Annotated in this window: 32 protein-coding genes; 1 reads left to right on the forward strand and 31 read right to left on the reverse strand. The window is 33.1% G+C overall.

Annotated features, from left to right (window positions below):
• The first annotated feature begins 74 nt into the window (after positions 1–74).
• Positions 75–1,484, forward strand: coding sequence for a YfcC family protein (locus tag PSA_RS02135; protein ID WP_042147874.1), 1,410 nt, complete (start codon positions 75–77; stop codon positions 1,482–1,484).
• A gap of 507 nt (positions 1,485–1,991) precedes the next feature.
• On the opposite strand, the gene PSA_RS02145 is transcribed toward PSA_RS02135, so the two are convergent.
• The 31 genes from PSA_RS02145 to PSA_RS02265 form a co-directional block, all read right to left on the reverse strand.
• The gene (locus PSA_RS02145) at positions 1,992–2,288 is read right to left on the reverse strand and encodes a hypothetical protein (protein ID WP_042147872.1); all 297 of its coding nucleotides are present in this window, start codon (positions 2,286–2,288) and stop codon (positions 1,992–1,994) included.
• 41 nt (positions 2,289–2,329) lie between these two features.
• Entirely contained in the window at positions 2,330–2,524 is a 195-nt protein-coding gene (locus tag PSA_RS02150) for a hypothetical protein (RefSeq protein ID WP_042147871.1), read from the reverse strand.
• A gap of 33 nt (positions 2,525–2,557) precedes the next feature.
• Positions 2,558–2,764, reverse strand: a complete 207-nt coding sequence (locus PSA_RS02155; protein ID WP_042147870.1) for a hypothetical protein — start codon at positions 2,762–2,764, stop codon at positions 2,558–2,560.
• A gap of 37 nt (positions 2,765–2,801) precedes the next feature.
• On the reverse strand, positions 2,802–3,149 hold the full coding sequence (locus tag PSA_RS02160) for a hypothetical protein (protein ID WP_042147868.1): 348 nt from the start codon (positions 3,147–3,149) through the stop codon (positions 2,802–2,804).
• A 45-nt stretch (positions 3,150–3,194) separates the two neighbouring features.
• Positions 3,195–3,476, reverse strand: a complete 282-nt coding sequence (locus tag PSA_RS02165; RefSeq protein ID WP_042147866.1) for a hypothetical protein — start codon at positions 3,474–3,476, stop codon at positions 3,195–3,197.
• A gap of 183 nt (positions 3,477–3,659) precedes the next feature.
• Positions 3,660–3,788 (reverse strand): hypothetical protein, encoded by a 129-nt coding sequence (locus tag PSA_RS26735; protein ID WP_269432755.1) that lies wholly within the window; start codon positions 3,786–3,788, stop codon positions 3,660–3,662.
• Positions 3,789–3,851: 63 nt separating this feature from the next.
• Complete coding sequence (locus PSA_RS02170; protein WP_059364713.1) at positions 3,852–4,088, reverse strand: hypothetical protein; 237 nt, start codon at positions 4,086–4,088, stop codon at positions 3,852–3,854.
• A 380-nt stretch (positions 4,089–4,468) separates the two neighbouring features.
• Complete coding sequence (locus PSA_RS02175) at positions 4,469–4,702, reverse strand: hypothetical protein (RefSeq protein WP_059364716.1); 234 nt, start codon at positions 4,700–4,702, stop codon at positions 4,469–4,471.
• A gap of 118 nt (positions 4,703–4,820) precedes the next feature.
• Entirely contained in the window at positions 4,821–5,009 is a 189-nt protein-coding gene (locus tag PSA_RS02180) for a hypothetical protein (protein WP_059364719.1), read from the reverse strand.
• Between the two features lie 84 nt (positions 5,010–5,093).
• Positions 5,094–5,342, reverse strand: coding sequence for a hypothetical protein (locus tag PSA_RS02185; RefSeq protein WP_042147856.1), 249 nt, complete (start codon positions 5,340–5,342; stop codon positions 5,094–5,096).
• 69 nt (positions 5,343–5,411) lie between these two features.
• Complete coding sequence (locus PSA_RS02190) at positions 5,412–5,651, reverse strand: hypothetical protein (RefSeq protein ID WP_042147854.1); 240 nt, start codon at positions 5,649–5,651, stop codon at positions 5,412–5,414.
• 112 nt (positions 5,652–5,763) lie between these two features.
• The gene (locus tag PSA_RS02195) at positions 5,764–6,036 is read right to left on the reverse strand and encodes a hypothetical protein (RefSeq protein ID WP_042147851.1); all 273 of its coding nucleotides are present in this window, start codon (positions 6,034–6,036) and stop codon (positions 5,764–5,766) included.
• Positions 6,037–6,145: 109 nt separating this feature from the next.
• The gene (locus tag PSA_RS02200; RefSeq protein ID WP_059364719.1) at positions 6,146–6,334 is read right to left on the reverse strand and encodes a hypothetical protein; all 189 of its coding nucleotides are present in this window, start codon (positions 6,332–6,334) and stop codon (positions 6,146–6,148) included.
• A 60-nt stretch (positions 6,335–6,394) separates the two neighbouring features.
• Positions 6,395–6,586 (reverse strand): hypothetical protein, encoded by a 192-nt coding sequence (locus PSA_RS02205; protein ID WP_042147824.1) that lies wholly within the window; start codon positions 6,584–6,586, stop codon positions 6,395–6,397.
• 282 nt (positions 6,587–6,868) lie between these two features.
• The gene (locus tag PSA_RS02210; RefSeq protein WP_042147820.1) at positions 6,869–7,057 is read right to left on the reverse strand and encodes a hypothetical protein; all 189 of its coding nucleotides are present in this window, start codon (positions 7,055–7,057) and stop codon (positions 6,869–6,871) included.
• Positions 7,058–7,101: 44 nt separating this feature from the next.
• Entirely contained in the window at positions 7,102–7,278 is a 177-nt protein-coding gene (locus PSA_RS25030) for a hypothetical protein (RefSeq protein WP_157575719.1), read from the reverse strand.
• Positions 7,279–7,331: 53 nt separating this feature from the next.
• Positions 7,332–7,529: a hypothetical protein gene (locus PSA_RS02215; RefSeq protein WP_042147817.1), complete on the reverse strand. Its 198-nt coding sequence runs from the start codon at positions 7,527–7,529 to the stop codon at positions 7,332–7,334.
• Between the two features lie 52 nt (positions 7,530–7,581).
• Positions 7,582–7,776: a hypothetical protein gene (locus PSA_RS02220; protein ID WP_042147814.1), complete on the reverse strand. Its 195-nt coding sequence runs from the start codon at positions 7,774–7,776 to the stop codon at positions 7,582–7,584.
• A 61-nt stretch (positions 7,777–7,837) separates the two neighbouring features.
• The gene (locus tag PSA_RS25035; protein ID WP_157575721.1) at positions 7,838–8,002 is read right to left on the reverse strand and encodes a hypothetical protein; all 165 of its coding nucleotides are present in this window, start codon (positions 8,000–8,002) and stop codon (positions 7,838–7,840) included.
• Positions 8,003–8,106: 104 nt separating this feature from the next.
• Positions 8,107–8,319, reverse strand: coding sequence for a hypothetical protein (locus tag PSA_RS02225; RefSeq protein WP_042147811.1), 213 nt, complete (start codon positions 8,317–8,319; stop codon positions 8,107–8,109).
• 105 nt (positions 8,320–8,424) lie between these two features.
• Complete coding sequence (locus PSA_RS02230; RefSeq protein ID WP_042147809.1) at positions 8,425–9,351, reverse strand: RimK family alpha-L-glutamate ligase; 927 nt, start codon at positions 9,349–9,351, stop codon at positions 8,425–8,427.
• Between the two features lie 24 nt (positions 9,352–9,375).
• Positions 9,376–9,549: a hypothetical protein gene (locus PSA_RS25040; protein WP_157575723.1), complete on the reverse strand. Its 174-nt coding sequence runs from the start codon at positions 9,547–9,549 to the stop codon at positions 9,376–9,378.
• A gap of 1,042 nt (positions 9,550–10,591) precedes the next feature.
• A complete protein-coding gene (locus PSA_RS02235) occupies positions 10,592–11,053 on the reverse strand; it encodes a hypothetical protein (protein WP_127924163.1) in 462 nt (153 codons plus the stop codon).
• A 54-nt stretch (positions 11,054–11,107) separates the two neighbouring features.
• A complete protein-coding gene (locus PSA_RS02240) occupies positions 11,108–13,369 on the reverse strand; it encodes a S8 family serine peptidase (RefSeq protein WP_042147804.1) in 2,262 nt (753 codons plus the stop codon).
• A gap of 313 nt (positions 13,370–13,682) precedes the next feature.
• Entirely contained in the window at positions 13,683–13,883 is a 201-nt protein-coding gene (locus PSA_RS02245; RefSeq protein ID WP_042147801.1) for a hypothetical protein, read from the reverse strand.
• A gap of 207 nt (positions 13,884–14,090) precedes the next feature.
• Positions 14,091–14,264 carry a hypothetical protein gene (locus PSA_RS25045; protein ID WP_157575725.1) on the reverse strand — a complete coding sequence of 58 codons (174 nt, stop codon included), beginning with the start codon at positions 14,262–14,264 and terminating at the stop codon, positions 14,091–14,093.
• A 242-nt stretch (positions 14,265–14,506) separates the two neighbouring features.
• Positions 14,507–14,695: a hypothetical protein gene (locus PSA_RS02250; RefSeq protein ID WP_042147795.1), complete on the reverse strand. Its 189-nt coding sequence runs from the start codon at positions 14,693–14,695 to the stop codon at positions 14,507–14,509.
• A gap of 464 nt (positions 14,696–15,159) precedes the next feature.
• On the reverse strand, positions 15,160–15,294 hold the full coding sequence (locus PSA_RS26740) for a hypothetical protein (protein WP_269432756.1): 135 nt from the start codon (positions 15,292–15,294) through the stop codon (positions 15,160–15,162).
• A 300-nt stretch (positions 15,295–15,594) separates the two neighbouring features.
• Entirely contained in the window at positions 15,595–17,811 is a 2,217-nt protein-coding gene (locus PSA_RS02255; RefSeq protein WP_042147792.1) for a peptidase domain-containing ABC transporter, read from the reverse strand.
• Positions 17,812–19,056, reverse strand: coding sequence for an HlyD family secretion protein (locus tag PSA_RS02260; protein ID WP_042147789.1), 1,245 nt, complete (start codon positions 19,054–19,056; stop codon positions 17,812–17,814).
• A gap of 8 nt (positions 19,057–19,064) precedes the next feature.
• Positions 19,065–19,406: a hypothetical protein gene (locus PSA_RS02265; RefSeq protein ID WP_042147786.1), complete on the reverse strand. Its 342-nt coding sequence runs from the start codon at positions 19,404–19,406 to the stop codon at positions 19,065–19,067.
• Between the last annotated feature and the right edge of the window lie 334 nt (positions 19,407–19,740).

Consider the following 19,740-nt stretch of genomic DNA (forward strand, 5'->3'; position numbering starts at 1 on the left):
CCAAAAATAAAACAGGTATTATGTCGCGATTTAAGGACCGCATAGTGTGGTTCTAATAAACGATAGGAGTACACATGTTTAGTACGTTAAAGGTACCTCATACTTTAATTCTCTTACTGGGAATGATGGTAATTGCATTATTTGCCACTTGGGTAGTGCCACAGGGCTTTTTTGAAACCAGTTTATCTGAGTCAGGTAGACAAATGGTGGTAGCTGGCACTTATCAAGTGCTTGAAGACAAAACCTACTTAACTCCTTGGGATTTATTAACCGCCATTCCGCGTGCTTTTGCTGCAGCACAAGATGTAATCTTTTTTGTACTAATTGTTGGCGGTGTATTAGCTATCGCACGAGCAACGGGCACTGTTGATGCGTTAATTGGTCGTTTATTAGAAAAATATGGCACTCGCCCGCAAAAACTTATTTTTATGGTCGTTTTCTGTTTTGCTATGGCCTCAAGTAGTATAGGCACAGCTGGTGAATATATTCCTTTTGTACTCATTTTAGTTGCATTATGTAAAGCCATGAAACTAGATGCGATGACAGCAGTAGGCATGATCGTAGCTGGTTATGGTATTGGTTACGGTGTATCTGCTTTTAATCCATTTACAGTACTTATAGCTCAGCAAATTGCTGAAATACCTGTTTATTCTGGTATTTGGCTTAGATTAGCTATCTTCATTCCGTTTGTATTAATTGGCTTTCATCATGTTTGGCAATATGCGCAAAAAGTAAAAGCAGATCCAAATAGCTCTATGATGATAGGTGTTGCATGTCCTTTATCTGGTCAAGCACAACCAAGTTACCCTAAGTTAGAAACTAGACACAAAGTCATTTTAGGTAGCTTTTTAATTACGTTAACGTTAGCTGTTTGGGGCATTGCAACTAAAGGTTGGTACCTTTACGAACTTGGTGGTGTTTTTATTGCTTGGGGCGCTGTAATTGCCATACTAGGAAAACTATCAGCTGATGAAACAGCTGAACGTTTTATTGAAGGTGTATCAGACTTAGTTACTACGGCTATTTTAATAGGTGTGGCACGTGGTATCGCTTTAATTTTAGAAGACGGTCAAATTTTACATACTTTAGTTCATAGCATGTCGTTACCTCTATCTTATGTGACTGCAGAGATTTCAGCTGTTGGTATGTTAGTAATTCAAACCTTTTTAAATACTTTTATTCCATCTGGTTCAGGCCAAGCTTATGTCACTATGCCGCTTATGGTGCCTGTAGGTGATTTAGTGGGCGTACCAAGACAAGTAGCGGTATTAGCTTATCAATTTGGTGATGGTTTCTCTAATATGATCATACCAACTAATGCCGTATTAATGGGTATTCTAGGTATGGCTGGAGTGCCTTATGGTCACTGGTTTAGATTCTGTTTACCATTATTGTTGAAATTAATGGCTGCCGCTTCGCTTGTTTTAGTGCTGGCAGTGATATTTGGTTATGGATTAGATGTTCAACCAGTAATAGCATCTTAGTTTTTTACTAAACAAGTTCTACTTTATAAAACCACATGTTGTTAATACTACATGTGGTTTTTTTGTATATTTCCATGATCAATAGGTATTTTTATATTTATCTGAAATGAAAAGGAATTTAATAGTCGGCCAAGATCAGGAACAAAACGAAAAGAATTTATTTCACCATAATTGCAAATTCCTATCAAACTTATCACTATAAAATAATAACTCGCTATACATGATTCTTTATGATTTTTTAATGAAATAGCGCTTGTTATAAGCTTTATAATTTCTTTAAAAATCTTGATCATAACTCTTCCCAACAAATTAACTAGAGTGACTGCCCCTATATTTAAGCATGGGTAAAATCAGAATGAGGCTAGATTAATGAAAAAAGCATTAAATATAGACTTACCAGCTGAAGAACTAAAAGTAATAAAGTCCATTTATATTAGAGAGTTAACTTTATCTAACGACTCACTTTAAGTAACTACCTTTAACATGGAAAATAATCACTTAATTAAATTAAAGCTTAAGTAATAAAATGTCTTTAACTGATTTAGGAGTAATCTTTAAAATCCAAAATGGGACATACCCCAACAAACAAGATGAGCCTATTACAACGGTAATAGTAATATACAACACTAAACCAAATAGTAATTGATAAAGTAAACTAAAAGAAGAAACACTTAATATCTGCATTACTTCTATATCATTACCTTTAATATAAAAAGATAAAATAATTAAGTTAACAGCTATTACCAATAGACCTATAACCCTAAAGAATAGCCTAACTATGATTTTATCTCTTTTATAATTCATTTAACCTCTTAGGATCAAAAATGGGCTTAATATCAAGATGATCAAATATTTTTCATCTGATTTTTTAAAAGCATAGTGACAACGCCTAAAAAATAACAAATAGCACCAATAATACACATTATAAAAATTTCAGAAAATGAACGCCCTATAGCATGCATATTAGCAAAAAGAGCTAATAGCCCTATTACTGTTATAATAAATGCTGCGATATAAATATAAAAAAAAGTTCTATCCATAATTATCCTTAAAAACGCATGTAAACTTTACAACTAAAAGGGATCACCAAACAAAGAGAAATATAGATTAGCGCTTAACACTGTAGGAAAGCATATAAAAAACATACGTAATACAATGATTAAAGCACTTTCTTTTTGTGATTTAAAAATAGCGATTATACTTTTTTCTAACTTTAACCATAGCCAAGCTAAAAAAGTAGCAATCACTACTATTGTTATAATAAAAGATATGATATTCATTCAGACTCCTTAGGTTTAACGACTAAAAGAACAACAGTTAATCCTCATCTTGTTTTGATATGCTTGCTTGCAGTTGCGCTTTGTAAGCTAGCGATGTTCCGTGCCACATTGAATAGCCATAAACAATTGAAGCAATTAACCAAATCAAACAAGTTGTGACAATTTCCTTATGACCAACATTTTTTCCTGAAAACATCATGCCAAGAAAGACTAATGTTGAAAGTAGTCCCCACTTCAATACACCTTCAATCAAAATAAACTTTACAATACCAGCTTGTTTTTGCTGCTCCCACTTAGTAATACTATCCTTATTCCAGATTTTGTATAAAGAACAATATCTAACAAAAAAATTAACCACAACAAAGCCTCCATCAATTAAAAGCATACAAGCTTTATTCTTTACCTCTTGTATGCTTTTTATAGTTCAATCTTAATTAGCTTGTTTTTCTATCAGTGCAGGAAGTGCACCAAAGTAGGCACTTCCAGCACCACTAACAGCACCACCAAATTTAGAACCAGCACTCCATAGCATACCACCTGCGCCTCCAAAGAAACCAGATATTCCTCCCACAAAAGCACCTGATACAACATCACCGAAATCACCGCCACCCGCAGCTGCACTTGCACCACCAGCAATGGCACCTATAGCGGCACCAAAAGCCAACGCACCACCATTCACACTTTGAATTTCTATTGTATTTAATTTTTGCATTTATTTTTCCTTATTATATTTATGTATTTTCTCTTATTATTTCCCGCCAGAAATAATAGATTAACTTCGAGTTATAATGCCTAAATCATAGCCAACTTTGGAATAACCAAGGTCGTAAAAATTTCCAAACAATGTTATATCTCTTAGATTAGCACTGGATCAAATACGAACAAGAAATCGAAATTATGTAAGCATAAGACCTATAGGTATACCAATAGCAATCCCTATGAACATTCCTGATACAAAAGCTTTTCGCATTTTTTCAGTTGAAAATTCATTAAAACCACCCCAAGTGCTATTCTTTTTAGACATTTATCCATTTCCCAAAAATATTTTAGTGACAAACTTAGACTTATTTTGAGTCTCTTCCAGTTTTTATTTCGATTGCACCGGCACAAACTTATCTCTATATTTACCGCCACCGCCTGACAAATATGAAGCTGTTAACGAAACACTAACGCCAATCATCATGATAGGAAACCAAGCAGGAGCTGAACCAGCAACAGCAATACCAACTCCAATTGCTACTATTGACATATTTCCACTAATGGCCTCACCTTGAGTAACACCACCAGTTACACTTTGAATTTCATTTTCATTTAATTTTTTCATTTAATTTTTCCTTATTAAATTTAAAGTATTTTCTCTTATTATTTCCCGCCAGAAACACTTTAATTTTTGAGTAAATATCTCTATATTTATTATTCAATAAATATCGTTTAAAAAATAGAAGCGTTACAATTACGAAAATGACGTTTTTAAACTAATTTCATTTTTAATAAATGCAGTTACATAGCCTGTTAACCTTTTACAATAATGAAAAATAATTCCATTAATTAACATTACGAAAAAAAGCAAATAAAACACATAAAAATCAATGAGTTATTATAAAGCCATACCTAGCAACATGTATTTATGATTTGTAATCATAATTGCTTATTATCATTTAAAATTTACATTTATGGCAGACTAAGTACACACATTAACACTTGTTAATTATTTACAATTGGACCACGAAACTTCTTAGTGCTACCACTGCCTGACAAATATGAAGCTGTTAACGAAACACTAACGCCAATCATCATGATAGGAAACCAAGCAGGAGCTGAACCAGCAACAGCAATACCAACTCCAATTGCTACTATTGACATATTTCCACCAATGGCCTCACCTTGAGTAACACCACCAGTTACACTTTGAATTTCATTTTCATTTAACTTTTGCATTTTTTTTCCTTATTAAATTTATTTTCTCTTATTATTTCCCGCCAGAAATAACGTTTACAAATTTTGAAGTCGCTATGAGTGAAATTAGTGACTTCAAACATTTAGCGATTATGCGTAATTAAGAAGTAGTATCGATTGGTGGGTAACCACCTTCTTCACCTACAGCCAAAGTTGTAGCCCAATCTTTTGGTGGGAAAACCGGTTTCACTGGATTTGGGTTTAATACAGGTTCAACTTTAGAACCTAAAGTAAAAGTACCACCAGTTACTTGATTCGTTTTTTCTTTTTCTAATGAAAATGGATGCATGTGTTTTTCCTTATTAAATTAATGTATTTTCTCTTATTATTTCCCGCCAGAAATAATTTAACTTTTGAGTAAGAAGTCCATAGATTACAACTCAAAATACAACGCAAATAAAAAACAAATAAGAAGTGTTACAATTACGGTAACAAAGTTTTTTAAACTAACTCCATTTTTAATAAATGAAGTTGTTTGATTAGCTAACCTTCCATAGAAATGAAAAGTTAGTGCACTAATTAACATTATCATTCCGGTAAACAAAGGAAAAAATTCAAAATAAAAATCAATTAAACCTCCTATTGCCATACCAAGCAACATGCCTTTATGATTTGCAATCATAATCACTTCCTACTATTTACTATTAAACATTTACATTTATGGTAAATTAAATACTTACAATAGTACTTGTTAATATTTTACAATTTGACCACGAAACTTCTTAGTGCTACCACCGCCTGACAAACCAGTACCAATTGAATACCCACCACCAAAAGAGAATAATGTTGCTCCTGCAGCGCCAACCCAACCGACTGGAGTTGCTGCTATAGCAAGACCAACTCCAACTAAAGTCGCGCCAGCACCTATAGCCCCCCAATCAACATCACCACCAGAAACATTTTGAATTTCGAATTTATTTAACTTTTGCATTTTTTTCCTTATTAAATTTATTTTCTCTAATTATTTCCCGCCAGAAATAATTTACTCTATTAATTTTATTTCTATCAACTTGATATAAGCATGACTTACTATCATATTATTCTTAATTTTTTACTATTTCGCCTTTAAATTTAGTATCACTGCTACCTGTTGCAGAACAAGATGCGCCCGCCCATGTAGCTAAACCACCATATGTAATACCAACAGCAACACCAACAGCAAGTCCAACAGGTCCCCCCCAAGCTAACGTTGCTACATATCCTGCTACAGCAGTATTAGCACCACCAACTACACCTAACGCACCAACAGCAATACCACAAGCATCAACATCACCACCTGCTACATTTTTAATTTCTTTTTTATTTAATTCTTTCATTTTATTTCCTTATTTTTTCTTGTTATTTCCCGCCAGAAATAACGTTTACAAATTTTGAAGTCGCTATGAGTGAAATTAGTGACTTCAAACATTTAGCGATTATGCGTAATTAAGAAGTCGTATCGATTGGTGGGTAACCACCTTCTTCACCTACAGCCAAAGTTGTAGCCCAATCTTTTGGTGGGAAAACCGGTTTCACTGGATTTGGGTTTAATACAGGTTCAACTTTAGAACCTAAAGTAAAAGTACCACCAGTTACTTGATTCGTTTTTTCTTTTTCTAATGAAAATGGGTGCATGTGTTTTTCCTTATTTAATTTCAGTATTTTCTCTTATTATTTCCCGCCAGAAATAATCGCTTATCGAATTGGTGGAAACCTTGGATCATAGCCATCTTCTGGAATAGCCATAGTCACAACATCGCCAATGCCTTTAATTGGAGGAGGCACGATGCCACCACCCGTTTCTGTACAGCCGTATGTCACAGGGTCTATCATGCGACCACCTGTTACTTGATTCGTTTTTTCTTTTTCTAATGAAAATGGGTGCATTTGTTTTTCCTTATTAAATTTAAAGTATTTTCTTTTATTATTTGCTGCTAAAAATGCTTGGTAAGCTATTTTTATAATCTAATTATTATGCTGATTAACTGCTCCACCAATAAAGAGCCTAAAGCTAAACCAAAAATTAAGGCTAATACAAAACCCGTCAATTTCAGTATAAAATTAATGCAACTTCCTTTTACGTTAATCATGTAATAATCACCTTACCAAAATGCATTTAGCTTCGAATTTAGTTGTCTATTTCCCGCCAGAAATAACAATTATGTATTTTTAAAAAATATTCCTGCTGAAAGGAGTATATTTACCAAAGCTACTAGCAATGCTACTACCAGTACCACCAAAACCTAATATTCCAGAGTTTGTTTCAGACCCACCCCTTGAGCTATCATAACCACTCAAAATATTGGATGAAACCCCACCAACTACACTTTGAATTTCATTAATTACTAAATTTCGCATCTATTTGTCCTCTAAAGTAAATATATATCCAACAGCTTACACAGTTAATACATTACAATTGGACCTCTAAACTTGATTGGACTGTTACCAGCCCCCCAACTAACGGACTCGCTATTAGGAGCAATGAAAACAGTATCAGTAATAACTAAAGATGCTTTTTTAGCTTGAGATGATCTGCCACCACTTACCTTTAAAACTTCATTGACTCTTAGTTCTTTCATTTTTATTCCTAAAATTTAATACTCATATATTATTTCCTTCTAGAAATAATCGCTTATCGAATTGGTGGAAACCTTGGATCATAGCCATCTTCTGGAATAGCCATAGTCACAACATCGCCAATACCTTTAATTGGAGGAGGCACAATACAGTCTCCAGCCTCAATTCCAGAGTGACCATAAGTAACTTTAGGAATTAAATTACCACCAGTTACTTGGTTGGTTTTTTCTTTTTCTAATGAAAATGGGTGCATTTTTCATCCTTATTAAATTTACATAGTTTAATTTTATTAGTTCACGCCAAAGTTAATTAATGACGATTTCGCCTCGGAACCTGACGTCTAGCGGGGCAATAAATACGATATCATCAGCCATAACAGGAGGATCAGACGGTACAGGTAAATGGGTTATAATCAGACCACAAGGCCAAATAGGAGCTATAATTGAATTCGCACCAGTGACCTTTTTAATACTTTCTTTACTTAATGAAAATGGATGCATGTGCATTCCTTATTAAATTTATATATTTCTCTCATACCACTTATAAAAAGTAAGGTAATTCCTATTCATAACCACCAAAAGGAGGTAAACCACTACCTTGTTCACCAAGAACTCCTGTAAGTGGTGGAGGAAAAACTGGACCGTTAGAATTTGTTGAACCAGTCTCTGTAAGTACTCCGCCTGTTACTTCTTTTGTTGCTTCTTTTTCTAATGAAAATGGGTGCATTGTTCATCCTTATTAAATTTACATAGTTTGATTTTATTAGTTCCAGCTAAAGTTAATTATCTGAATCACTTTAAAATCATGAATAATTTTTTCATTGTGTAATGTTAATTAATTACGATTTCGCCTTGAAACCTCACCTCTAACGGGGCAATAAACACAACATCATCAACCATAACTGGAGGCCTGTTTTGATGTAAAAAAGGCACCATTACACGACCTCCAGTCTCAGCCCAACCAGTACTATGTGTGAACGTGTCAATTGAATTCGCACCAGCGATTTTTTTTATACTTTCTTTACTTAATGCAAATGGATGCATAATTTTTACCTTCCTAATTTTTATAGACATTAAAACTATTAATTTAAAAAAATTATAAGCATGAACTCTCAACTTTAATTTTCATTGCTAGAATTTTTTATAAAGTTAAAGTTGATTTTGCTTAACCATAAAGTCAACTAAATGGTCACTAATTGGGATACCTGATCTTTTCTCAAAACCAATAAACATTGGAGATGGATTTGCTTCTAAGAAATAATATTCACCTGATTCATTTCTTCTCCAATCAATAGCAGTCCAGTTTAAATGTAACTTTTCACGAATCAAAATTGACTGCTGCTGAATATCAACTGGCGTCTCAAAAGGTAATACTTCTAAATTATCATCTTCCCTAAAATCGGCATTGTCGCTTTTAAGTTCAGCAGAAAAAACTTTATCACCAATTACATAAGTTCTTATATTCGTGCCCTTGATAAACTCTTGCACTGTAATTGGAGATTTAGTCAATGCCTCACGGACTCTTGATGACTCTAAATGCGCTTCAGTCAAAATTTCGGTATGAGCACCACCAAACACAGGCTTAAAGATACTTGTTCCTAAATTGCTATAACAACTGCGAATTTCATCAATATCATTACCGATATACGTTTTTGGAATATTGATACCTAATTGGTTAACCTTCCACAGCTGTAGTGGCTTTTCTTGATGGTGTTGAAAGGCTTTCCAACTATTTACCCAAACAGTTTGATTATTTAGTTCAAACCAGGTGCGGATACATGCCATGCTATCTCTTGCCGAAATGTCATCAATCGATGTGAAATTAGCTTTTGTAGATTCATCAGTCACACCACAAAAATTGCGCCAATAAACAGATTGAATATCTGAAAAATTAACTTTTTCACCATTTTTTAATATTAAATTTCCACCACCATCATTTGGTGAGAATGAAAACTGTACTGACTTAGGAAAATCATGGGTTTCTAACAAAAAAACTTTTAAACCACGCCGCTCTAATTTTTCTATCATATATTGAGCATGTTCATCTCTGTGATGACCCAAAATTATGTGACACATAAACCTACTTCCTTACTTTAAAATTTAATCTATTGAATCAAAATCAAAGTAATCATTATTACTTTGTGTTGCATTAAATGCAGTACAGTTAATTGATACATCAGTATGTCTAAAATCAATTGAATCAATTAAGTCCATCGAAATTTCTTGATTGAGCAGCTCTTGTAATGCATCTTCTGAATAATAAACTTTAGTCATATCACCTATCTCATTGTTAGAAGGTGGAGATTCATTTCATGGCTATATATAAGAAGCCAAACAACTGCTAAACCGCACTTTCTATAAAATTATTTTTAATTGTTAACGAGGTTTATTTACGCTACCTCTTTTCGACGAGATAAATATTGCATTGAAAAAAAACAAAAATCAAAACCCACAAAAAAACAACATTAATAATTAAAATCAAAAGCTTAAATAGAATTATTATTGTGATATAAGGATTGAGTTTTGGTTAAATATGAAAGAATAATAGAATCAAATACTATTTATTATGAAAATAACAAATGAGTTTCAGTTAAAAAATTAGATCCATAAATTTTGAATTTAATACGGAAAAATTAGTATTTACATTGCAATCAATATAAGTAAACCAAGCTTTATAAATGACTTAACTTAACCAGCTCTTTCCAAAAATTAAAAACTGAGAGGATGAAGAATATAAATCAATTAATTTGAAAATCTACTTTGGATAAGCGTTACATGAATGTACTGTATTTAGATTTACAGTAGCAATGAGTGGATATGGCTAACACAATAAAGGTGAAATATGGCAGAGGTTATTAAAAAATAAAAAGGGAATGTAATTAAACTAACTTCAGTCTAAATATAGATGAGAGCAATATCTCATTTAATATGTATAGCTTATTTAATAACTATATTAAACGACTAATACAATCTCATTAATACAAAACATACAAGGTCCAGTAAAAAGTATTCTGCGCTGTATTTAAAAATTCTAAAGGACCTATTCCAAAAGTTGATATTACTAACTAAATTAAAAGTCTAGTTATGTTAGAACAGTTATAAATAGCAAACTATTTATCTATATATTTTCACGAAAAGAACCTCTTTGTTTTAACAAGCGAGCACAACCCAAAGCTTACATTTTAAATGTAGCGGAGGTTATTATATTAAGGATGGCCTATCTAAAAAAATAAAGCACCACGATGGGTGCTTTTAGGGGGGTTATTGAAATTTTGTCATTCTGGATTCTATGAGTAAATTGGCTTTAAATTTAAACCTATACTTTGTACAAAGATAATTTATTTTGCAGTAACAACAATTTGCTATCTAAATCGCCATAGATATCCGCGTCAGTATTATAAAATTCAATATGATCTTGTAGAAACTTTACAGCGTTTATTACTGTCTGATGAAGATCCTTACACTCTATTGCTTTTGCATCTAACTTTTCATTCAAAAGGGAAGTAAAACAACTCGCTATTTCTCCAGCATCAAACTCATCATGCTTTTGGTTAATAATGAAATCTGTAAAAAAATAAAAATACTTATTAAAGAGTATATTTGGCATAAACCTCAGTTCATCCGCTCTTTCAATAACATTACGATTAAAGCTCGCTAAAACCGCTTGCTTTGATACATTAAAAAATGTTTTTTTTGCATAAACTAAATCAAGGTTTTTCTCACAGCCTCCTTGGTTTATATATTTTTCCCAAACTTCAATCTCTTCATTATCTATCATATTGTTACCCATACTTTCATATCAAAAAAGGAGCCGCATTACGGCTCCATAACTTTATGGCTCATCGAATAAACAGCCAATCGTTTGAATGACCTTTACTACTCCACGTGTTTTTGTTTTACATAGAGAACTTTTACCTTTATTGCCATTATTATAACGTTGAGTAACTTCTCTGTGTCTTTTAGCATTCTGATAGGCTTTGTCATACTTGTTAGCCCTATTATTGAGTTCTATAATTTTCTGAGTATGTCTACCTTTTTGATACTTGTCATCCCACTTCTTTAAGTCACTTGCTACCTTTTTATAGTATTGTGATAACCTTTTATTATAGTCTTCTTTGGATTCGCCAGGCTTTTGCTTGGGTTGGTTATCTGCTCTTTTCTTAATATCATCATACTCTTTCTGTCTTGCTGCTTCCTTTTCTTTGTCAGAGCTATTATTTGACCCAGCACCACCTCCCGAGCCTCCTTCAGAATAACCTCCTCCACCAGAGTAGCCACCACCAAAATTGAAGCCACCGAACCCGCTAAATCCGCCTCCGCCACCACAACTCAAGGTGTATGATTCACATTTATAAGTGACTGTAATTCTTTCTATTTCTTTCAAGCTATACGCTGGGTCTACATACTCTTTCTTACTCTCATTTGTATTATTGTCAAAATCATCACATTTTCTAACTTCATTCCAAGGAGCATAGTCTCCACTATTTTCACTAGGAAGTTGATTTTTAGTCCAATAGTTTGCTTCATAAACAATACCGTTAAAAGTTACAGAATCATTTTTTTCGTAACTCTGATTGTCATACCATAACTCGGGGCAAGAAGGTGATATATAAACATTATTGTAGTCCTGAAGATATGAGTATGCATCGCTAAAATTAACTGCACCATAACCTACAGCATTATCAGGATAATTTTCATTAAGACTTGAGGCTGTATTTTTTACAGAGTTAAGAACTTGTTCTGCAGTTGTATTTGGGAAGTTAGCCCACAGTTTTGCAATACCAGCAGCCGCAACGCCTGCCGCTTGAGAGGTTCCGGTTAAAGCTGCGTAGCTCTGCTTACCAGAAGATATACTGACATTTCCTTCTTGAAAAAAGCTCACTTCTTCATCATTAAGTCCAGGCATTAATAAAGTAGGCATCGTAGCTTCATAATCAAGCGATGTAAGCCAAGAGTTATACTTGGCAAATTCTTCTCTATCTACTGTATCTAAATAATTATACGAAATAACTAATAAAGAACCTCCTTCAGATTCACATATACGTGAAGCATTTTGGATCTCCTTCTTTGAAGTTACACTTAGTTTATTTTCAATTATTTGTTCAGTGACTGCATTATCAGACAAATTGTAATAACACGCTGAAGCAGTCGGTAAGGTAGATGAATATTCAAAATTTCCATTATCTATTTGAGAGTAATCAAATTCGTAATATCCTTCCTCACTTTTATAATATACAGAATTGACTTTAATATTATCGTGCGAGACCGTAGATAAGATATCAACCCCTGGAGCAACAAATGTTATTCCTCTATAAGACGGAGAGAAATCAGCCAAATCTCCATTTATATTAATTGCACCTACGCCTACTACGTTTCGATAGGCTGCTGGGTATGCAGGCATATCTATACCCGTAGCTGTACCGTGATTGCCCGCTGCAGCAATAAAAATGATGTCATCTTGATATGTCAGTCGATCTATTACATTTCTTAATTTTTCAGAATATCCAGCACCACTTAAAGACAAGTTAATTATTTTAGCGCCTGTACCTGCACATATCTCAATTGCCTCAATAAGACTATTGTCACTAATGGTTGAATTTATACCTCGAGCAGATCGCATTAACTTTTGAATATGTATATCTACCTGACCGTTATCAATTGCCCCCCTAACCCCTACATCATTGCTTAGCGCACTGATAATTCCTGATATATGTGTACCATGCCCAACAGAATCTCGTCCCCAAAAACCACTATAAGAAGTATCGTAGCCATTGATGTTAACTTTTGGTAAATCAGTGTGTCCAGAATCTACACCAGAGTCGATAATACACACTTTTAATTTATAATTTGATGGTTGTGGAATGCCATCTAAATTTGTTTGATTTATCCAATATGGTGTAACTTCTAAAAACTCGAGTTCTTCAATTTGAGTATTAAATTCATTTTTTTTTGATAAATGCTTTTTGTCTTTTATTTCATAATATAATGAATTAACTTCAACAATACTCTCCTGAGAGTTTAATTCTGTATTGTTTGCTAAAACTTGATATGACATAAACACTAATGACATTAGCGCTAAGTATTTTTTTATCATTTACACTAAACCTTTATTTATATTGATTTTAGAGATTGAACTTTATTTTAATAATGAAAAATTAATGAATAATCACTTCCCCAAATATTAGCGGATAGCTTTTCATTTAAATTCAGAAATTTAATTTAGGTTCTCTATTTTGAATAGTGAGATGAAAGTCGGTTTTCATCTCGCACATACCTTATTACACGGTCTATTTATCCAATTACTTCACCCGCCAGAGGAGTAACTCGATTTAATCATTGAAGATAAAAAATCAAAAATATTGGTTATTATCTTTTAATTACTAACACGTCTCATGATTAAAAATCGTTTAATTTTTATTATTTACATCTAAACAACGACATAAAAAATTGCCAATTAAAATACCTATTACAAAAAGATATTTTAAATAAACATTCAAGAGGACACTATCACCGAAAAACATATAGCCACTTGAAGTAATAGATAATAAATCGACAGAAAGTTGAAACAAAAAAAATACAACTAATGATATAAAAGTTATTTTTTTCATTTATACACTCCTTAAAATCATCTTACGTTGATATTATTTCAGCTAAAAATGAGTGAAATATTTCTAAATTAAAAAAAGCTATTATTGTGATATAAAGATTATGTTAACAACTAATTTTAAAACTTTTATATCGCACAAACCTTATTGCATGTTTTGATAAGTCAGTTATCACACCCGCCAGAGAGATAACTGATATAGCAAGTAAAATTAATTAAATGCGCTTTTGATACCATCCCATAAAGCGCCACCAGCAGATGCATGAGCTACAAACCTAACAGCACTATATGTTCTGTAAGCATGCACAGCTCCAACACCTACCCAATATAGTGCTACTACACCACCATTTACTTCTTGTATTTCATTATTATTTAAAGTTTGCATTTTTATTTCCTCTTTTATATACAACGAAATGAAGATCATCCTTCATCTCGATCACCCTATTACACATTTGATATGACAGCTACCACACCCGCCAGAGGGGCAGCCAATTTAGGAATTAAAAACTATTACTTAAGTACTCGTCGTAAAAAAGTAGTTTATCGATATCTATCGATACCCTTCAAAGCGACTTGATTACAAGCCAAGTAACAGCCACTAGTCATAATTTTTAATTCTAAACTTACTTAATTTTTTTGAAAGCAAGTCAGAGGACCAAAAGGGTACCCAAGCCTTGTTATAAACATACAAGAAGCAAAACCCAGTGATATTGAAATATATGAACTTATACCAACACCTTGTAAAGAACTATCAACCCAATACCAAGATAATGCACCAAATGGTACCCCCATAGCCCCAGCAATAATTGTAGACATTAAGCTACTCTCACATGAAGGGCATGCCATTTTTTCTTTACAAATAAATATTAGCCTAGCCTTAAAGCTAATTTTTGTATGACAATTTGGACATTTCCTAGAAAGCATTATGCACCTCAAATATTACTTACTCTTGCTATAACAATATAAAGAAAATCTTAAATCTTAATTAAATGCGCTTTTGATACCATCCCATAAAGCGCCACCAGCAGATGCATGAGCTACAAACCTAACAGCACTATATGTTCTGTAAGCATGCACAGCTCCAACACCTACTCAATATAGTGCTACTACGCCACCATTTACTTCTTGTATTTCATTATTATTTAAAGTTTGCATTTTTATTTCCTCTTTTATATACAACTAAATGAAGATCATCCCTCATCTCTCTCACACTATTACACATTTGATATGTCAGCTACCATACCCGCCAGAGGGACAGCCAATTTAGGAGTTAATAACGATTACTTAAGTGCGCGACGTAAATACTCTGGCATTGGATAGCCATGATAGTTCGCAAAAGCAATTGGATTATCAGCATGAACAATAAAATAACCACCAGTTACAGCTTTTAGTTCTAAATTTATTAATGTTTTCATTTTTGACTCTCACTATTTTAAAATAGTGAGATGAAGATAAGCCTTCATCTCGCACAAACCTTATTACACATTTTGATAAGTCAGTTACCACACCCGCCAGAGGGATAAATGATTTTTAGATTAAGTCCGCCAACCCAATCAATGTAAATACAATGTCAAAAAAAAGCTAAAAAGTCAACCAAAAACAACTTTTAAATCAATTTTTTCAACAACTTAATCAACAAACAAAGATCAAATCAACACACAATCCAAGCCATGATTTTTAGCCTAATACAAATTTATTTTATCCATATATAACGACTAAACTAAGCTAAACTCACTACCCAAAGGATCTAATATACCTATAGCTTCTAAATCGGATACATCTAATTCAATTTTAGGTTTTATTTCTCTAGTACCCTTGAGGTCTGGTTTTTCGACTTCATTCACTTTGCCATACCTAAGTTCAACAACTTTATCTGCGCTCGCAATCGTTTCTGGCCTATGTGCGATTATAATCCGAGTGATATCTAAATTTTTGACTGCACAGTTAACCGAAGCTTCTAATTTTGTATCAAGACTACTGGTTGCTTCATCCATAAATAGAATTTTTGGTTTTCGATATAACGCTCTTGCCAATAGTAACCTCTGAATTTGCCCTCCAGAAAGAGCAGCGCCCATATCTCCCACTAAAGTGTTATAACCCATAGTCATATTCATAATGTCTTTATCAATAGCGGCCGTTTTTGCAGCCCACTCTACTTGAACCATATTTAATTCTGGGTCAAAAAAACTAATGTTATCAGCTATTGAACCTGACAATAATTGATCGTCTTGCATGACAGCTGCAATTTGGCTTCGATACTGACCTAAACCAAGTTGTTTTATATCAATATTATCAACTTCCACTTTGCCGCCTTCAGGCTCAAAAAGTCCTAACATAACTTTAGCGAGCGTTGTTTTACCACTGCCTGAAGGGCCTACGATAGCAACCGATTCTCCTGGATTTATTTTCAAATTTAAATTTGCAAATACAGGTTCTTCTTTTTCGTTATATCTATAAGTTACATTTTTTAATTCAATACCGCCTGAAAGTGTTTTATCAGATGTTTTGCTCTTTAAGTTATTTTCCTTTTTTGTTAAAGAAATATCAGCCAAGCGATTAAAATGTAAACTTAACATTTTAAACTCTATTACTTTCTCAATTAAGCTAGCCATTTTTTCTATAAATTGTCGTTTATATGCCATAAAAGCAAATAACATCCCAACACTTAAATCACCATCCATAACAAGTATTGCGGCAAAGTACACTACTAATACATTCTCAATACCAAAAATAAGTTTATTAAAAGCGTCATAACCAATATTTAGATGTCCTACTTTTATACCTGAATTTAAGCTATCAGCATATTTATTATGCCAAACACTTTGCCTTTGAACTTCACGACCAAATAGCTTTATAGTTTGAATACCGCGCACAGTCTCCATAAAATTTGACTGCTCTTTAGCTTGATTTACAATGACCTCTTCAGACATTTGACGCAAAGGCCTATACATAGCAATACGAAAAATAGCATAAATAGCGATAGCAATTAAAACAACAACACTTAATTTAGGACTATACAAAAAGATCATTATTAAGGTCGTAATTGCCATTAAGCCATCTATAACTGTTTCTATCACACCTGTTGTTAGTAATTGCTTGATTTGCTGTAAAGATCCAAACCGAGAAACAACATCACCTATATGTCTTTTTTCAAAATACTGAAGAGGTAGCCTAACCAAGTGATGGAATAGATTTGCAGCAAGTTGAATACTCATCAAATTACCAAAATGCAGTAATAATGTACTCCTCACAGCTCCTGTAATCATTTCTATTAACATTAAAATACCAAAGCCTATTCCTAATACTGTTAAAAGGTTCTGGTCATAACTTAAAATAACTTCATCAACAACTAGCTGCATGTAGTATGGACTAGCTATTGCAAATACCTGGAGAAGCAAAGATAAAACAAAAACTTTTCCAAGGGTTGATTTTAAACCTGAAATAGATCCCCAAAAGTCTGAGAGTCGCATATTGACTCTTTTATCTTCAGATTTAAATTCTTTTGTTGGCGAAAGTTCTAATGCTACACCAGTGAAATGTTTAGAGAACTCTTCAAGGGTATATCTACGCTCTCCTACAGCAGGGTCATGAATTTCAATGCTATTTTTTGTTACTTTTTTCAAAACAACAAAATGATTCATATCCCAATGTAGAATACAGGGTGTTTTTAATTGTGATAAATGCTCTATATCCAATCTAAGCGCTCTTGAGCTTAAATTCATTTTATCAGCAATATCCATTAACTCTTCTAAACTTGCACCTTTTAAAGATATTGAGTGCGATTGTCTTAAATGCGTTAAATCAGTTTTATGTCCATGAAATCCGGTAACCATAGCTAAACACGCTAAACCACACTCTGCAGCCTCAGTTTGCAAAATCATAGGTAAACGATTTAAACCACTAAATTTAAGTAAGTTTCTAGGATTTTCCATTTAAACAGCCCCTTTAATGCTATAAATCGGTTCGAACAACCATTCAAATAATGTTCTACTATCAACCATAATATCTGCTTCTAATAACATCCCAGACTGAAGTGGTACCTTAGTTCCATAAGCCATAGCACCTTGTCCATCTAATTTAATCACTACTTGATATACCGGTTCTTGGAAAGCTACAGGTAGAGATGTTTCATTTGGTAAAATAACCGATTGTGAAACTTCTACAATTTCCCCTTGGTAAATACCAAACCTCTGATATGGAAAAGCTTGATAACGAATTCTTGTTTTTTGTCCTGCCCTCACGAATCCATAAGCTCTAGTAGGCACAAACAAAACGGCTTCTAAAACGGCTCCTTCTGGCAAAATAGTTAATAAAGGTTGATTTGTTTGAGCCATCATGCCAGCTTTAACTAACAGGTTGGTAATTTTTCCAGTTCTATTACTACGCACATCTAAACTTCGCTGCGAATCAGCTTGTGATATTTGTTGATTTACTCCTGCTAGCTGAGATTTTAATTGAGAAATAAGATCTTCGAATTCAAATGGTTGTTGTATTTTTTGAAAGTTAAGCTGGCTCAACTGCTCTTCTTGAGTTAAAACTTGCGCTTGAATATCTTCAACTTGCTGTTTCATAGCTAATGCTACATCCTGTTGCTCTTGATACTCTCTATTTGATACAAAACCTTCTTCAATTAACTTTTTAGTATTGGCTAGTTTTTTATTACTTAACTTCAATCTCTCATTTAGTAAAGATTGCTGACTTTTAGCCTGAAGCAATTGCGCTTTTGTGCTTTTTATTTGAGAAATCACTTTATCTTTATTAACTTGTGACAAGTATTCTTGATTCTCAACTTTACTTAAAATTAGTTTTTTTTGAATTATCAACTCTTGAATTATAGAGTCACTCACTTCTTTTCCTGAGCTTAAATGCCTGTCCATACGAATACGGGCAAGTAATTGTCCTTTTTTTACTAATTCACCTTCTTTAACATAAATATCATCGATTACTCCAGCCGCTACAGGATAAACCTTACTAAGCCCTGTAGTTGGCCTCAAATAACCTGAAACAACTTCTTTTCTATGGTATTCCCCCCAGAAAAGATAAGTAAGGCCAACTAAAACAATAAAAACAACTAAGATTACAATAACGTTGAATGACATATGTGTTGCAATTGTCACTTCTCCATCAAGTTTTTGTCCCTGATGATCAATTGCTTCTTTTCTAAATAAATCAGACATCAATCACCTCACACATTATTAACTGATAAAGTGGTTGTTGACTGTACTTTCCAAGAACCATTCTCTTTCACCATAATATGCAGGTTTTCACTTATATTTCTTTGTATATTGCCATCAGCCTTTCCTTCAAATAAAATTTTATCTCTTATAACTAGGAGATCATCTAACTTAGATATCAGGTCAATTGACTCTAGTTTAATAGTCATTTCTATTTGCTTTCGAATAGCTTCATACTGCTGCTTTACACCTATTAAGAAAGGAGAATTGCTATGAAAGAATACATCTAACTCATCTAAACTTCCTTTACTAACAATCCCATAATAAGTAGTAAAATAATCATTTATTGTCATGCGGTTATCTCATTTTTATGAAAACTCATTTTGATACTAAAAGCAGACATACAAACTTTTATAATAATTAATGAGCAAGGTTATTATTTAACGAAATCAATAATGTCGTTAAAAACGACTTCAGTCAACCGTGAGAAAAAAAAAGTAAAAACAATATAAAACAGCAGCTTAAATCAAAAACTTATTGCGAAATAAGATTTTAAAACCATAGATTATAGTCTGGTAATTATTGATAATAGCGATTACCAACGTTTAATGTGAATACTTATAAAATCATTTTTGGAATAAATTAAAGCTGTGACCAGCAGTTTAATTATTAGCATACAAAGGGCTG

Source organism: Pseudoalteromonas sp. '520P1 No. 423' (assembly GCF_001269985.1).
In the GTDB taxonomy this organism is placed as follows: Bacteria; Pseudomonadota; Gammaproteobacteria; order Enterobacterales; family Alteromonadaceae; genus Pseudoalteromonas.

Excerpts from the sequence above, each read along its gene's own strand:
- PSA_RS02210 (WP_042147820.1), bottom strand. The coding sequence starts at position 7,057 with ATGCGAAATTTAGTAATTAATGAAATTCAAAGTGTAGTTGGTGGGGTT.
- PSA_RS02145 (WP_042147872.1), bottom strand. The coding sequence starts at position 2,288 with ATGAATTATAAAAGAGATAAAATCATAGTTAGGCTATTCTTTAGGGTT.
- PSA_RS02215 (WP_042147817.1), bottom strand. The coding sequence starts at position 7,529 with ATGCACCCATTTTCATTAGAAAAAGAAAAAACCAACCAAGTAACTGGT.
- PSA_RS26740 (WP_269432756.1), bottom strand. The coding sequence starts at position 15,294 with ATGAAAACATTAATAAATTTAGAACTAAAAGCTGTAACTGGTGGTTAT.
- PSA_RS02165 (WP_042147866.1), bottom strand. The coding sequence starts at position 3,476 with ATGCAAAAATTAAATACAATAGAAATTCAAAGTGTGAATGGTGGTGCG.
- PSA_RS02265 (WP_042147786.1), bottom strand. The coding sequence starts at position 19,406 with ATGACAATAAATGATTATTTTACTACTTATTATGGGATTGTTAGTAAA.
- PSA_RS02200 (WP_059364719.1), bottom strand. The coding sequence starts at position 6,334 with ATGCACCCATTTTCATTAGAAAAAGAAAAAACGAATCAAGTAACTGGT.
- PSA_RS02160 (WP_042147868.1), bottom strand. The coding sequence starts at position 3,149 with ATGCTTTTAATTGATGGAGGCTTTGTTGTGGTTAATTTTTTTGTTAGA.
- PSA_RS02185 (WP_042147856.1), bottom strand. The coding sequence starts at position 5,342 with ATGATTGCAAATCATAAAGGCATGTTGCTTGGTATGGCAATAGGAGGT.
- PSA_RS02190 (WP_042147854.1), bottom strand. The coding sequence starts at position 5,651 with ATGCAAAAGTTAAATAAATTCGAAATTCAAAATGTTTCTGGTGGTGAT.
- PSA_RS26735 (WP_269432755.1), bottom strand. The coding sequence starts at position 3,788 with ATGTCTAAAAAGAATAGCACTTGGGGTGGTTTTAATGAATTTTCAACT.
- PSA_RS25030 (WP_157575719.1), bottom strand. The coding sequence starts at position 7,278 with ATGAAAGAACTAAGAGTCAATGAAGTTTTAAAGGTAAGTGGTGGCAGA.
- PSA_RS02155 (WP_042147870.1), bottom strand. The coding sequence starts at position 2,764 with ATGAATATCATATCTTTTATTATAACAATAGTAGTGATTGCTACTTTT.
- PSA_RS25035 (WP_157575721.1), bottom strand. The coding sequence starts at position 8,002 with ATGCACCCATTTTCATTAGAAAAAGAAGCAACAAAAGAAGTAACAGGC.
- PSA_RS02170 (WP_059364713.1), bottom strand. The coding sequence starts at position 4,088 with ATGAAAAAATTAAATGAAAATGAAATTCAAAGTGTAACTGGTGGTGTT.
- PSA_RS02135 (WP_042147874.1), top strand. The coding sequence starts at position 75 with ATGTTTAGTACGTTAAAGGTACCTCATACTTTAATTCTCTTACTGGGA.
- PSA_RS02205 (WP_042147824.1), bottom strand. The coding sequence starts at position 6,586 with ATGCACCCATTTTCATTAGAAAAAGAAAAAACGAATCAAGTAACAGGT.
- PSA_RS02245 (WP_042147801.1), bottom strand. The coding sequence starts at position 13,883 with ATGAAAAAAATAACTTTTATATCATTAGTTGTATTTTTTTTGTTTCAA.
- PSA_RS02250 (WP_042147795.1), bottom strand. The coding sequence starts at position 14,695 with ATGTCTACAATTATTGCTGGGGCTATGGGGGTACCATTTGGTGCATTA.
- PSA_RS02240 (WP_042147804.1), bottom strand. The coding sequence starts at position 13,369 with ATGATAAAAAAATACTTAGCGCTAATGTCATTAGTGTTTATGTCATAT.
- PSA_RS25045 (WP_157575725.1), bottom strand. The coding sequence starts at position 14,264 with ATGCAAACTTTAAATAATAATGAAATACAAGAAGTAAATGGTGGTGTA.
- PSA_RS02220 (WP_042147814.1), bottom strand. The coding sequence starts at position 7,776 with ATGCATCCATTTTCATTAAGTAAAGAAAGTATTAAAAAGGTCACTGGT.
- PSA_RS02195 (WP_042147851.1), bottom strand. The coding sequence starts at position 6,036 with ATGAAAGAATTAAATAAAAAAGAAATTAAAAATGTAGCAGGTGGTGAT.
- PSA_RS25040 (WP_157575723.1), bottom strand. The coding sequence starts at position 9,549 with ATGACTAAAGTTTATTATTCAGAAGATGCATTACAAGAGCTGCTCAAT.
- PSA_RS02150 (WP_042147871.1), bottom strand. The coding sequence starts at position 2,524 with ATGGATAGAACTTTTTTTTATATTTATATCGCAGCATTTATTATAACA.
- PSA_RS02175 (WP_059364716.1), bottom strand. The coding sequence starts at position 4,702 with ATGCAAAAGTTAAATGAAAATGAAATTCAAAGTGTAACTGGTGGTGTT.
- PSA_RS02260 (WP_042147789.1), bottom strand. The coding sequence starts at position 19,056 with ATGTCTGATTTATTTAGAAAAGAAGCAATTGATCATCAGGGACAAAAA.
- PSA_RS02235 (WP_127924163.1), bottom strand. The coding sequence starts at position 11,053 with ATGATAGATAATGAAGAGATTGAAGTTTGGGAAAAATATATAAACCAA.
- PSA_RS02230 (WP_042147809.1), bottom strand. The coding sequence starts at position 9,351 with ATGTGTCACATAATTTTGGGTCATCACAGAGATGAACATGCTCAATAT.
- PSA_RS02225 (WP_042147811.1), bottom strand. The coding sequence starts at position 8,319 with ATGCATCCATTTGCATTAAGTAAAGAAAGTATAAAAAAAATCGCTGGT.
- PSA_RS02255 (WP_042147792.1), bottom strand. The coding sequence starts at position 17,811 with ATGGAAAATCCTAGAAACTTACTTAAATTTAGTGGTTTAAATCGTTTA.
- PSA_RS02180 (WP_059364719.1), bottom strand. The coding sequence starts at position 5,009 with ATGCATCCATTTTCATTAGAAAAAGAAAAAACGAATCAAGTAACTGGT.